The sequence below is a fragment of the Mesorhizobium zhangyense genome (assembly GCF_011045115.1).
GTDB lineage: Bacteria > Pseudomonadota > Alphaproteobacteria > Rhizobiales > Rhizobiaceae > Mesorhizobium_M > Mesorhizobium_M zhangyense.
On the sequence record NZ_JAAKZG010000009.1, the window covers coordinates 56,908 to 68,734 of the forward strand.

Sequence of the window (11,827 nt, forward strand, 5' to 3'; positions counted from 1 at the left end):
AGGCGGTTTCAAAACAATCCGTTTTCATCTAGACAATGGCAGCTTCGCCAATCACGATTCAGGAATTCCCATGTCCGAGGAAGACGGAAAAAAGCAGCTTTTGCATCTGGTTTTCGGCGGCGAGCTGACGAAGCTCGGCTCCACCGAATTCCGCGACCTGGACGCGCTCGACATTGTTGGCGTGTTCCCCGACTACCAGTCCGCGCATACGGCCTGGAAAGCGAAAGCTCAGGCGAGCGTCGACAACGCGCATATGCGCTATTTCGTGGTTCACCTGCACCGGCTGCTTGATCCGGAAGCCAAGGCGACCGGTCAGAGCTGATGGACGAAAGACGAGTGGCGCCGCCGGTCCTTCAGGCCGCGGCCCCGAAGAAACGCAAACCGGGCGGCGCGAAGGGTTTCTGGCGCAAGATCCGCAAGCCGCTGGCGCAGTCGAATTTCGCCAAGGGCCTGATTGCGAGCCTTCTTGCCTACGGCCTGCGTTTCGTGCGCCTTACCAATCCGCTCGCCAAGGGATCGACCGACGTCAAGCAGGCCCAGGCCGAACTGACCCCGGCCATCATCGCGCTTTGGCACGGTCAGCATCTTCTTGCGCCGGTCATGCTGCCGAGGCGGCAGAAGATGCTCGCCATGGTCTCGCGCAGCGCCGATGCCGAGCTCAATGCGCTGGTGCTGGAAAAATTCGGCTTCGAAGCCGTGCGCGGGTCGGGCGGTCGTGAAGACAAGCGTCACGCGGAAAAGGGCGGCGCGCGCGCGTTGATCGTCCTGAAAAAGGCGCTCGATGCCGGCAAGAACGTCGCCATGATTGCAGACATTCCTCACGGAACGCCGCGTGAAGCCGGTCTCGGCATCATCACGCTGGCACGCCTTTCGGGCAAGCCGGTGATTCCGTTGGCCGTCGCCACCAGCCGCCGCAAGGTGCTGGAACGAAGCTGGGACAAGACCACGATCAACCTGCCTTTCGGCCGCTGCGGGGTCATCGTCGGTGAGCCGATCAGCGTACCGGCAGGCGCCAGCGAGGCGATGATGGAATTCAAGCGCCAGGAACTGACCGCGTCGCTAAACCGCGCGACGGCGCAAGCCTATCTTATCGCCGACGGTGGCCGCTTATGAGCGAACGCTGGGCGCGCAGGCTGCTTTCGGGGTACCGCCTTGCCGGCTCGGTCGCGTTTCCGGTCATGGGCGCCTATGTCGCCTGGCGTTCGAGCCGCGGCAAGGAAGATCACGCAAGGCGGCGCGAGCGCTACGGCCGGGCAAGCCAGCCGCGGCCGGATGGCCCGCTGATCTGGGTTCATGCCGCGAGCGTGGGCGAGACGATCGCGGTCGTGCCGCTGGTGGAGAGTATACTGGGCTACGGCATCAACATCGTGCTGACGACGGGCACCGTGACTTCCGCACAGGTCGCCGACGAGCGGCTCGGCGCGCGTATCATTCACCAATATGTGCCGCTCGATATGAAGCCGGCGGTAAGCCGTTTTCTCGATCACTGGCAACCTGACCTCGCCATCATCGCCGAATCGGAGATATGGCCGATGACGATCCTGGAGCTCGGGCGGAGGCGCGTGCCGCAGGTCCTGGTCAACGGCCGCCTGTCCGATCGCTCCTTCAAGAACTGGAAGAAACGGCCCTTCATCGCCGAAGCGCTGTTCGAGAACCTCGCCCATGTGGTTGCCCAATCCGATGTCGACGGCCAGCGCTTTGTGGCGCTCGGCGCGCGCCCGGTCAGCGTTTCCGGCAATCTGAAGGTCGACACCGCCCCGCCACCGGTCGACGAAAAGGTGCTGAACGCGCTTCAACGCCAGATCGGCAAGCGCAAGACATGGGCGGCGATTTCCACGCATGACGGCGAAGAGGCGGTCGCAGCCGAAGTCCACACCATGCTGCACAAGCGCCACCCTGGGCTGCTCACCATTATCGTGCCGCGCCACCCCGACCGGGCGGCCGCACTTGCCGAGGAGTTTACAGCACTCGGGCTTTCGGTCGCGCGGCGCAGCGCCGGCGACAAGGTTACCGCCGAGACTGACATCCTGCTCGGCGACACCATCGGCGAAATGGGGCTTTACCTGCGCCTGACGGAGATTGCATTCGTCGGCCGCTCCCTGACCTCCGAGGGAGGGCAGAACCCGCTGGAGCCGGCGATGCTGGAAACGGCAGTGCTTGCCGGCCGCAACGTCCAGAATTTCCGCGAAACCTATCAGCGCCTGATCGATCGCGGCGGAGCCAAGCTGGTGCGCGACCGCGACATGCTTGCCGGCGCCGTCAACTTCCTGCTGGTGAACGAGGTCGCGCGCCACGACATGATGGCGGCGGGCGTGGTGACTGTGGACGAGATGCGCGGCGCATTGGCCAAGACCCTGAGGGCGCTAGAGCCGTACATCCAGCCGCTTGTCGTCAAATCGCGGCTCAAGGGACCGGGCGGACGGTAGCGGTGGCGAGCGAGGCGCCTCCTTTCTGGTGGGAGCGGCCCGACTGGCGGGCTTATGCGCTGTCGCCGCTTTCCACGCTCTACGGAATGGTGGCCGCGCGCCGCATGGCGAGCGCGAAGCGCGAGACTGTCGACCTGCCCGTGCTTTGCATCGGTAACTTCACCGTCGGCGGAACCGGCAAGACGCCGGTGGCAATTGCGCTGGCCCGGCAGGCGCGAGCGATGAACCTCACGCCCGGCATCCTGTCGCGTGGGCATGGCGGCGGGTTTTCGCAGCCGCATATCGTGGATGTGCATCACGATAGCGCCAAGCATGTCGGCGACGAGCCGCTACTTCTGGCCGAGCATGCTTCCGTGGCCGTAACGCCCAACCGGCCTGCCGGCGCCAAGCTGCTGCTGGAACAGGGCTGCGATTTCCTGATCATGGATGACGGCTTCCAGAGCGCGCGCATCCATATCGACTATGCGCTGGTGGTGGTCGATGCGCGCTATGGCATCGGCAACGGCCATGTCATTCCCGGCGGTCCGCTGCGCGCGCCGTTGCTCGAGCAGCTTCGCTTTGCCGATGCGGTGCTGAAGATGGGCGAAGGCAGTGCCGGCGACGAAATCGTGCGCAAGGCCTCACGCGCCGGCAAGCCGGTGTTCGAGGCGACCGTGCGCCCACGCAATGCCGAGGCACTGGCTGGCCGTCGGTTTCTCGCATTTGCCGGCATTGGTCATCCCGACAAGTTCTTCGACACGATCGTGAAAGCCGGCGGCACCGTGGCGCTGTCGCGTTCCTTCCCGGATCATCACGTCTTTGCCGACGACGAACTGGCCGAGCTGCACGCCACGGCACGGGCCGGGCAGCTGGAGATGATGACGACAGCCAAGGACGCCGCAAGGCTGCGCCATGGTGCTGCACCCCAGGATTTTGTCGATCAGCTCAACGTGCTGGAAATAGACGCAATGTTCGAACTGGAGCAGGTTCCGGCGCGGATCATCGAGCAAACGCTGGAAGCCTGGCGCCGGCGGCGATCGGGCAATTAGCGCCGCACGCGCAATTCCGGATTGGACTCGATCTCGCGAGCGAGCGATACCGACGCGTTCACATAGGGCTCCTGGCGCGCGACGCTCCAGTATTTCAGTTCGTCCAGCGGGATCGATTCACTGGTGACCGCGCAGCGCACGAATGCGCCGGGGCTGGTGACCTGGAAATCGCCATCGAGATAACGGATGCGGGCTTCCCTTGCGCCGGGGCCTTCGAAACGGTTCATCATAGTGCGTGCTCAAAGCTTGTTTGCGATTGTTCCGCCACAAAACGCGGGCGAGGTCAAGCGGCAGGCTGCGGCAGGGCGAGGCGAGGCTCTTCGCGATGGGCCGCGCGCGCATACTGGAGGAACAGATCGGCGCAGGCCGACCAGCTATATTGCATCGCCTTGGCGCGCGCATCGGTGCGGCTGACGTCGAGCGCTGCAAGCGAGGCCTGGCGCAGATCTTCCGAAAGCACACCGCCGACGCCGTCGGCCAGCACATCACGTGGACCGGTGACCGGAAAGGCCGCGACCGGCACGCCGCTGGCCAGCGCTTCCAGAAGCACGATGCCGAATGTGTCGGTGCGGCTCGGGAAAACGAAGACATCAGCGCTGGCGTAGATATCGGCGAGTTCATCGCCGGTTTTCACGCCGAGGAAGGTGACATCGGGATAGACCTCGCGGAACCGCTCCAGCGCTGGGCCATCGCCGACGACGACCTTGCTGCCGGGCAGGTCGAGATCGAGGAAGGCCGGCAGGTTCTTTTCGACCGCCACGCGCCCGACCGACAGGAAAACCGGACCGGGGCGCGCAGTCTTGCGCCGGCGATCGGGGCGGAACATGGTCGTGTCGACGCCGCGCGTCCATGGCCGCACATTGGTGAAGCCGCGCCCGGCCAGCTCGCCGGCAAGCGACGGCGTGGCGACCAGCGTGCCGGAGCCGGCATTGTGGAAGCGGCGCAGCCAGGCATAGCTCCAGCTTTCCGGGATCGGCGCGCGGGCGCTGAGATATTCGGGAAAGCGCGTGTGATAGCTGGTGGTGAAGGACAGGTCGCGCTTCACGCAGTATCGGCGGGCGAGAATGCCCAGCGGGCCTTCGGTGGCGATATGGATATGATCGGGCCTCGCCTGCTCGATGCGCCGGGCGATCTGGCCCGGCGTGGCAAGTGCCAATCGTATGTCAGCGTAGGAGGGCAGGGGAATGGTTGAAAAACCCTGCGGCGTCAGCATCTCCACCGTGCAGCCGCGCGCGCGCAGCCCTTCGCAAACCCGCTCCAGCGTGCGCACGACGCCGTTGATCTGCGGATGCCAGGCGTCGGTGACGATCAGGATACGCATGGGCGGAGTCCGGGAGAGGGGAGCGTCGGCGCTGGAGCTGCCGCCTTTTCGCCGCATGAGGCAGGGCTATCGCGCAGGGCAATCGCGGTGAATGGCGCTCTATGATAACCCCCACCCCTAACCCCTCCCCACAAGGGGGAGGGGAACTTTGCTGCTGCCACGCCACTTGAAACCGTCAATGATTGGCACCCTGTGTGAATGCCATAGGGATCCCCCTCCCCCTTGTGGGGAGGGGTTAGGGGTGGGGGTCCTTCATACGCGATTGCCCTGCCGTTTACGGGCAGAAAACCTCGGCAGGTGGATGAAGGGCTGCTCCGATGAACAAACAAGCCCACTTTCGGCGCAAAGGACGCCGAAATCCCGTCGGAAAACAGATTGATCGAATCACAGACGCCGCCGCTTTGCATGGCGGGTTTTCATCATGTTTCGATGACAGGTGCGTGACGCGTTACTTCCGGCCGAACAGCCGCTCGATATCGGCAAGCTTCAGCTCGATATAGGTCGGGCGGCCATGGTTGCAGGTGCCGGAGCCCGGCGTCGCTTCCATCTGGCGCAGCAGCGCGTTCATTTCCTCGGGCCGCAGGCGCCGGCCGGAACGAACCGAGCCGTGGCAGGCCATGGTCGCTGCGATCTTGTCGAGACGCTCTTTCAGGGTTTCGGTCGTGTCGTTGTCGGCGATCTCGTCGGCAAGGTCACGCACCAACTGGGCGACATTCGTTTCACCGAGCATGGACGGCGTCTCGCGTACAGCAATAGCGCCGGGGCCGAAGCGCTCGACGCCGAGGCCGAAGCGGCGCAGCATGTCGGAATGCGCTGCAAGGCGGGAGACATCGTCTTCCGGCAGGTCGACGATCTCGGGCAGAAGCAGCATCTGCGCCGGCACCGGGCGCGCATGGAGCGCGTTCTTCAGCGCCTCATAAACCAGCCGCTCATGGGCAGCATGCTGGTCGACAATGATCAGCGAATCCTGCGTCTGCGCGACGATGTAGTTTTCATGTACCTGTGCGCGCGCCGCACCGAGCTGCGCCTGAAGCAGTTCTTCCGGCAGCTCGGACTGTCCCGCGCGCGCATCGGCGCTGGCGATCGGGCCGGTGTCGAAGGCGGCCTGCTGGCTTTCGGCGAAACCACCGTCGAGCGGACGATAGGGCGAACGCGCCGCGTCGAATCCGGCCGTGGCCGAAGCGCGGAAGCCCGGATTGAAACTGCGGTGGCCGTTTGCTGGGCCGGGATGGGCATAGGCGGACGCACCCGGCCGGAAGGCTCCCATCATTGCCGCAGCACCGGACGTGGCGGACCGGACGCCGGCATCGGCAAGCGCCTGGCGGATTGATCCGACGATCAACCCGCGCACCAGCCCGGGGTCGCGGAAGCGCACATCGGCCTTGGCGGGATGGACATTGACGTCGACGGTGGCCGGGTCGAGCGTCAGGAACAGCACCGTCACCGCGTTGCGGTCGCGTGGCAGGACATCGGCATAGGCGCCGCGAATGGCCGAGGCGATCAGCTTGTCGCGCACCGGGCGGCCGTTGACATAGGCATATTGCTGCAGCGCGTTGGCGCGCGAATAAGACGGGATGGAGACATGGCCGGAAAGCCGCACGCCCTCGCGAATGGCATCGATGGCGATCGAATTCTCGGGAAATTCGCCACCCATCACCTGCGCGATGCGGGTGAGTTGCCCGTCCGGGCTGTCATCGCCGGCGGGCAGCTCCAGCGTCGTGCGGTCGGGCCCGGAAACCGTGAAGCGCACCGCCGGAAAGGCGATGGCTATACGCTTGACGATATCGCTGATCGCGGTCGTCTCGGCGCGCTCGCCCTTCATGAATTTCAGCCGGGCAGGGGTGGCGAAGAACAGGTCGCGCACCTCGACGGATGTGCCCTTGTTGGCGGCGGCAGGGCGGACAGTGGAAACGTCGCCGCCCTCGATGCCGATCTCGGCGGCAGCGTCGGAGGCAGCCGTGCGCGAGCGGATCGTCAGCCGCGACACCGAGCCGATCGACGGCAGGGCTTCGCCGCGAAAGCCGAGCGAGCGGATGTCATGGATGTCGGTCGACAGCTTGGAGGTGCAGTGCCGCGAAACGGCAAGCTCGAGCTCGCTCTCGGATATGCCCGAGCCGTCATCGCCCACGCGGATCAGGTTCAGTCCGCCACCTGCGGTCACGACTTCCACGCGCGAGGCGCCGGCGTCGAGGGCGTTCTCGACCAGTTCCTTGACCACGCTGGCCGGTCGCTCGATGACCTCGCCGGCTGCGATCTGGTTGATCATCGTTTCTGAAAGCTGGCGAATGGGCATGGCATCCATATAGCGGATTCGAAGGTGGCAGCGATAGCGGCAAGCCGTCAGTTTGCGTCACGCAAAGGCGCAAGGTTGGCTTTTCTTTGGTGTTGTTCCGGGGATAGTCTCGTAACGTAATCGGGAGGCCCGCGCATGGAACCCACCGTTATCGAGCAAGCGCCCGACGCCGCGCGCAAACGTGGCGGACGCGTCGCCCGGCGCGAACTGCGCTCGCATGGCCAGCAGGGGCATGGCAGGCCCTATATCCTGCGCGGCATTCCGACTTACGACATCATGTCGGAAGAAAACCTCCTGCGCATCGAGGCGACGGCCGATCGCATCCTGGCCGAGATCGGCATCGAGTTCCGCGACGATCCAGTGGCACTCGATCACTGGAAGCGGGCGGGCGCGAAGATCGAAGGCGACCTGGTGAAATTCGAGCCGGGCATGCTGCGCGAAATACTGAAGACCGCGCCTGCCCAATTCACCCAGCACGCGCGCAACCCGAACAATTCCGTGTTGATCGGCGGCAAAAGCGTGGTGTTTTCACCTGCTTACGGCTCGCCCTTCGTGATGGATATCGACAAGGGCCGCCGCTACGGCACGATCGAGGATTTCCAGAACTTCGTGAAGCTGGCGCAGTCCTCGCCCTGGCTGCACCACTCCGGCGGCACGATCTGCGAGCCGGTCGATGTGCCGGTCAACAAGCGCCATCTCGACATGGTCTACAGCCATATCAAATATTCCGACCGCGGCTTCATGGGTTCGGTAACGGCGGAAAGCCGCGCCGAAGACTCGATCGACATGACGCGCATCGTCTTCGGCGAAAAATTCGTCGACGAGAACTGCGTCATCCTCGGCAATGTCAACGTCAACTCGCCGCTGGTCTGGGACGCGACCATGACGACGGCGCTGCGCGCCTATGCCCGCGCCAACCAGGCAGCGGTGGTGGTGCCTTTCATCCTCGGTGGTGCCATGGGCCCGGTGACGAATGCCGGCGCGATCGCACAATCGCTGGCCGAAACCATGGCTGGTTGCGCACTGACGCAGCTCGAGCGGCCCGGCGCGCCGGTGATCTTCGGCAATTTCCTGTCGTCTATGTCGCTGCGCTCCGGTTCGCCCACCTTCGGCACGCCGGAACCTGCCATCGGCTCGATGGTGATCGGCCAGCTGGCGCGGCGGCTGAACCTGCCGCTCAGATGCTCCGGCAATTTCACCACCTCGAAACTGCCGGACGCCCAGGCGATGAACGAAGGCACCATGTCGATGCTGGCGGCTGTCCACTGCGGCGCCAACTTCATCCTGCATTCGGCGGGCTTCCTCGATGGGCTGCTGTCTATGTCCTACGAGAAATTCGTCATGGACATGGATTTCTGCGGCGCGCTGCACACCTATCTCGACGGCGTGAAGGTGGATGACAACCAGCTAGCGCTGGAGGCCTTTCAGGAGGTCGGGCCGGGCAGCCACTTCTTCGGCTGCGGCCATACGATGGCGAACTACGAGACGGCATTCTGGGACACGGAGGTCGCCGACAACGAGCCTTTCGAGAAGTGGGAGGCAGCCGGATCGGAGGATGCAGCCATCCGCGCCAACAAACGCTGGAAGAAGATGCTGGCCGAATATCAGCCGCCGCCGCTGGACGCTGGGACAGACGAAGCGTTGCGCGATTTCATGGACCGGAAAAAAGCCGCGATGGCCGACGCGTGGTATTGACCATCGATATGCCCGCTTCCGAGGTCGTCATGAAATACGAGGTCTTGATTGCCGCCTTTGCCATGCTCGCGCCGACAGCCGCTTTCGCCGGTGAAGCACTGGATGCCGTGAAACCGTTCTACGATCACATCGGGACAGAGCTCGACCCCACCGAGCGCGGCCGCTTCGTCGATCCGGCAAAATCTGTTCTCGATGCCCGCGACCGGTTGGTGAAATCGGGGCAGGGCGACTGCCTGGACGACAACATGGCGCTCGACAACGCTGCCTACGACAAGGCCGAGTTCGACAAGAGCCTCAAGCTGGCAGAATCCGAGAATGGTGAGACTGCGGTAGTGGTCGCTGCCTTCATGGCGTCAAACGAGCCGCATCGCATGCAATGGAAACTGAAAAAGGTCGACGGCCAATGGAAGATCGCCGACCTGTTGTCGGTCACGAACGAATGGGCGCTCAGTCAGTACCAATGCGAATGAGCGCGCAGACAGCTCTTCGCCGCTCAGCCCCTGCCGCGGTAGGGTGCGACGCCGGTTTCGGGCAGCCATGCGCCTTCGGGCGGGGTGCCGGTTTGCCAGAAGACGTCGATGGGGATGCCGCCGCGCGGATACCAGTAGCCGGCGATGCGCAGCCACAGCGGCTTCGTCGCTTCCACCACGCGCCGGCCGATCATGACGGTGCAGTCTTCGTGGAAAGCGCCGTGATTGCGGAAGGATGTCAGGAAAAGCTTCAGCGATTTCGATTCGACCAGTGCTGCGTCCGGGGCATAGTCGATGACGATATGGGCGAAATCGGGCTGGCCGGTGACCGGGCACAGCGAGGTGAATTCCGGGCAGGTGAAGCGCACGATCGCCGGCGCGCCGTCGCCGCGCGTGAAAGGCACCGTTTCCAGAACGGCGGCTTCCGGCGAGGCAGGCGTTTCGGCCTTGGTGCCGAGCTGGGTGAGGTTGTCGGTGATGGTCATTGTGCGATCCTTTTTGGCCGGCGCTTATAGACAGAATATTGGGGAACAAAAAAGGCCATGACGAGCAACGACCCGCTTCTTCAGCCCTACCAGCTCAAGCATCTGACGCTGAAGAACCGCGTCATGTCGACCAGCCATGAGCCGGCCTATTCGGACGATGGCCTGCCCAAGGAGCGTTACCGGCTTTACCACGCCGAAAAGGCCAAGGGTGGCATGGCGCTGACGATGACGGCGGGCTCGGCGATCGTGTCGCGCGACAGCCCGGCCGCCTTCGGCAATCTCCAGGCATATCGTGACGAGATCGTGCCGTGGATGCGAGAGCTGGTCGATTCCTGTCACGAACACGACTGCAAGGTGATGATCCAGATCACCCATCTCGGCCGTCGCACCGGCTGGAACAAGGCCGACTGGCTGCCCGTGCTTTCGGCTTCGCCCGTGCGGGAGCCGGCGCACCGCTCGTTTCCGAAGATCGCCGAAGACTGGGATATGGACCGCATCGTCGCCGATTATGCCTCTGCTGCGCAGCGCATGCAGGCGGCCGGGCTCGACGGCATCGAATTCGAAGCCTACGGCCATCTCATGGACGGCTTCTGGTCTCCGGCGACCAACCATCGCGACGACGACTACGGCGGCTCGCTCGACAACCGGCTGCGCTTCACCTGGCGGGTCATCGACGCAGTGAGGGCAGCCGTCGGCGAAAAATTCATCGTCGGCATCCGCATGGTGGCCGACGAGGACTTTGAGAAGGGTCTATCGAAGGACGAAGGCGTCGAGATCGCGCGCCGGCTGGCGGCGTCGGGTAAATTCGACTTCCTGAATATCATACGCGGCCATATCGAGACGGATGCAGCACTCACCGGCGTTATCCCGATCCAGGGCATGCGCGCCTCGCCGCATCTGGATTTTGCCGGCGAGGTGAGGGCGGCGACGAAGTTTCCAGTATTCCATGCCGCGCGAATTTCCGATGTCGCGACCGCCCGCCACGCGATTGCCGAGGGCAAGCTCGACATGGTCGGCATGACCCGCGCACACATTGCCGACCCGCATATCATCAGGAAGGTGATGGAAGGCCGCGAGCACGAAATCCGCCCCTGCGTTGGCGCCACCTACTGCCTCGACCGCATCTATGAAGGTGGCGAGGCGCTGTGCATTCACAATGCGGCGACCGGGCGCGAGGCGACGATTCCGCACGTCATCCGCAGGGTTGATGACCCGCGCAAGACCATCGTTGTCGTCGGCGCCGGTGCCGCCGGTCTGGAGGCCGCGCGCGTTGCCGCCGAGCGCGGCCATGAGGTCACGGTGCTGGAGGCTTCCGGACAGGCCGGCGGGCAGGTGCGGCTGGCGGCACAAAACCCGCGCCGCAAGGAGTTGATCGGCATCGTCGACTGGCGGCTTGCGGAACTGGAGCGGCTGGGCGTCGAAATCCGCTACGACACCTGGGCGGAAGCCGACGACGTGCTGGCGCTGAAGCCGGACGCGGTGGTGATCGCCACCGGCGGCCTGCCGCAGAACCCTCCGCTGGAGGCGGGCGACGGACTTGTAACGTCGAGCTGGGACATCATCGCTGGCGCGGTCAAGCCAGCTGAAAACGTGCTCGTCTATGATGACAATGGCGGCCATCAGGGCATGACAGCGGCCGAACTGATCGCCAATGCCGGTGCGAGGCTGGAGTTCGTCTCGCCCGAGCGCTTCTTCGCGCCGGAAATGGGCGGCATGAATCATGTGCCCTATATGCGCGCCTTTCAGCAAAAGGGTGTGCGGATCACCATCAACACCCGGCTGGTGGCGGTAAGGCGCGAGGGAAATCAACTGGTTGCCACCCTTGGCTCCGACTTTGCCGAAGGCTGGCGCGAGGAGCGGCGGGTCGATCAGATCGTTGTCGAGCACGGCACGCTGCCCCTCGACGATCTCTATCTGGCGCTGAAGCCGCTGTCGAAGAATGGCGGCGCTGTCGACTACGAGCGCCTGGTCAGCGGCGGCGATATCTTTCCGGATACCCACCCGGAGAGGGGTTTTATGCTGTTCCGGATCGGCGATGCGGTTGCCGCCAGAAACATCCACGCTGCGATCTATGACGGCATCCGCTTTGCCATGCGGATTTGAGTATCG

Annotated in this window: 11 protein-coding genes; 7 read left to right on the forward strand and 4 right to left on the reverse strand. The window is 64.2% G+C overall.

All coding sequences use genetic code 11. The annotated features are described in order from the left end of the window. The first annotated feature begins 70 nt into the window (after nucleotides 1-70). From G6N74_RS20030 to lpxK, 4 genes are read left to right on the forward strand one after another with little or no spacing between them, the layout of a single operon-like run. Nucleotides 71-322, forward strand: coding sequence for a DUF4170 domain-containing protein (locus tag G6N74_RS20030; RefSeq protein ID WP_165119788.1), 252 nt, complete (start codon nucleotides 71-73; stop codon nucleotides 320-322). Then, the gene (locus tag G6N74_RS20035; protein WP_165119790.1) at nucleotides 322-1,113 is read left to right on the forward strand and encodes a lysophospholipid acyltransferase family protein; all 792 of its coding nucleotides are present in this window, start codon (nucleotides 322-324) and stop codon (nucleotides 1,111-1,113) included. Before G6N74_RS20030 ends, G6N74_RS20035 begins: the two co-directional genes overlap by 1 nt. Continuing rightward, nucleotides 1,110-2,426, forward strand: a complete 1,317-nt coding sequence (waaA, locus tag G6N74_RS20040) for a lipid IV(A) 3-deoxy-D-manno-octulosonic acid transferase (RefSeq protein WP_165119792.1) — start codon at nucleotides 1,110-1,112, stop codon at nucleotides 2,424-2,426. The genes G6N74_RS20035 and waaA overlap by 4 nt, the downstream gene beginning before the upstream one ends. Before the next feature lie 2 nt (nucleotides 2,427-2,428). Beyond that, nucleotides 2,429-3,454, forward strand: a complete 1,026-nt coding sequence (lpxK, locus tag G6N74_RS20045) for a tetraacyldisaccharide 4'-kinase (RefSeq protein ID WP_165119794.1) — start codon at nucleotides 2,429-2,431, stop codon at nucleotides 3,452-3,454. On the opposite strand, the gene G6N74_RS20050 is transcribed toward lpxK, so the two are convergent. From G6N74_RS20050 to mutL, 3 genes are all read right to left on the reverse strand, one after another. Next, nucleotides 3,451-3,684, reverse strand: coding sequence for a DUF2093 domain-containing protein (locus G6N74_RS20050; RefSeq protein WP_091912045.1), 234 nt, complete (start codon nucleotides 3,682-3,684; stop codon nucleotides 3,451-3,453). The genes lpxK and G6N74_RS20050 overlap by 4 nt on opposite strands. A gap of 53 nt (nucleotides 3,685-3,737) precedes the next feature. After that, nucleotides 3,738-4,775, reverse strand: coding sequence for a glycosyltransferase family 4 protein (locus G6N74_RS20055; protein ID WP_165119796.1), 1,038 nt, complete (start codon nucleotides 4,773-4,775; stop codon nucleotides 3,738-3,740). 448 nt (nucleotides 4,776-5,223) lie between these two features. Next, a complete protein-coding gene (gene mutL / locus G6N74_RS20060; RefSeq protein WP_165119909.1) occupies nucleotides 5,224-7,068 on the reverse strand; it encodes a DNA mismatch repair endonuclease MutL in 1,845 nt (614 codons plus the stop codon). Nucleotides 7,069-7,203: 135 nt separating this feature from the next. On the opposite strand from mutL, the gene G6N74_RS20065 reads away from it, so the two are divergent. Together G6N74_RS20065 and G6N74_RS20070 are read left to right on the forward strand one after the other, a co-directional pair. Beyond that, the gene (locus tag G6N74_RS20065; RefSeq protein ID WP_165119798.1) at nucleotides 7,204-8,763 is read left to right on the forward strand and encodes a trimethylamine methyltransferase family protein; all 1,560 of its coding nucleotides are present in this window, start codon (nucleotides 7,204-7,206) and stop codon (nucleotides 8,761-8,763) included. A gap of 29 nt (nucleotides 8,764-8,792) precedes the next feature. Beyond that, nucleotides 8,793-9,233 (forward strand): hypothetical protein, encoded by a 441-nt coding sequence (locus tag G6N74_RS20070; RefSeq protein ID WP_165119799.1) that lies wholly within the window; start codon nucleotides 8,793-8,795, stop codon nucleotides 9,231-9,233. A 23-nt stretch (nucleotides 9,234-9,256) separates the two neighbouring features. Here G6N74_RS20070 and queF read toward each other — a convergent pair whose 3' ends face one another. Continuing rightward, nucleotides 9,257-9,718, reverse strand: coding sequence for a preQ(1) synthase (gene queF / locus G6N74_RS20075; RefSeq protein ID WP_165119800.1), 462 nt, complete (start codon nucleotides 9,716-9,718; stop codon nucleotides 9,257-9,259). 57 nt (nucleotides 9,719-9,775) lie between these two features. On the opposite strand from queF, the gene G6N74_RS20080 reads away from it, so the two are divergent. Further along, nucleotides 9,776-11,821: an NADH:flavin oxidoreductase gene (locus G6N74_RS20080; RefSeq protein ID WP_165119801.1), complete on the forward strand. Its 2,046-nt coding sequence runs from the start codon at nucleotides 9,776-9,778 to the stop codon at nucleotides 11,819-11,821. Nucleotides 11,822-11,827 lie beyond the last annotated feature (6 nt).

Coding starts and splice junctions, on each gene's coding strand:
- G6N74_RS20030 (WP_165119788.1), top strand. CDS start 71: ATGTCCGAGGAAGACGGAAAAAAGCAGCTTTTGCATCTGGTTTTCGGC.
- G6N74_RS20035 (WP_165119790.1), top strand. CDS start 322: ATGGACGAAAGACGAGTGGCGCCGCCGGTCCTTCAGGCCGCGGCCCCG.
- waaA (WP_165119792.1), top strand. CDS start 1,110: ATGAGCGAACGCTGGGCGCGCAGGCTGCTTTCGGGGTACCGCCTTGCC.
- G6N74_RS20050 (WP_091912045.1), bottom strand. CDS start 3,684: ATGATGAACCGTTTCGAAGGCCCCGGCGCAAGGGAAGCCCGCATCCGT.
- G6N74_RS20055 (WP_165119796.1), bottom strand. CDS start 4,775: ATGCGTATCCTGATCGTCACCGACGCCTGGCATCCGCAGATCAACGGC.
- mutL (WP_165119909.1), bottom strand. CDS start 7,068: ATGCCCATTCGCCAGCTTTCAGAAACGATGATCAACCAGATCGCAGCC.
- G6N74_RS20065 (WP_165119798.1), top strand. CDS start 7,204: ATGGAACCCACCGTTATCGAGCAAGCGCCCGACGCCGCGCGCAAACGT.
- G6N74_RS20070 (WP_165119799.1), top strand. CDS start 8,793: ATGAAATACGAGGTCTTGATTGCCGCCTTTGCCATGCTCGCGCCGACA.
- queF (WP_165119800.1), bottom strand. CDS start 9,718: ATGACCATCACCGACAACCTCACCCAGCTCGGCACCAAGGCCGAAACG.
- G6N74_RS20080 (WP_165119801.1), top strand. CDS start 9,776: ATGACGAGCAACGACCCGCTTCTTCAGCCCTACCAGCTCAAGCATCTG.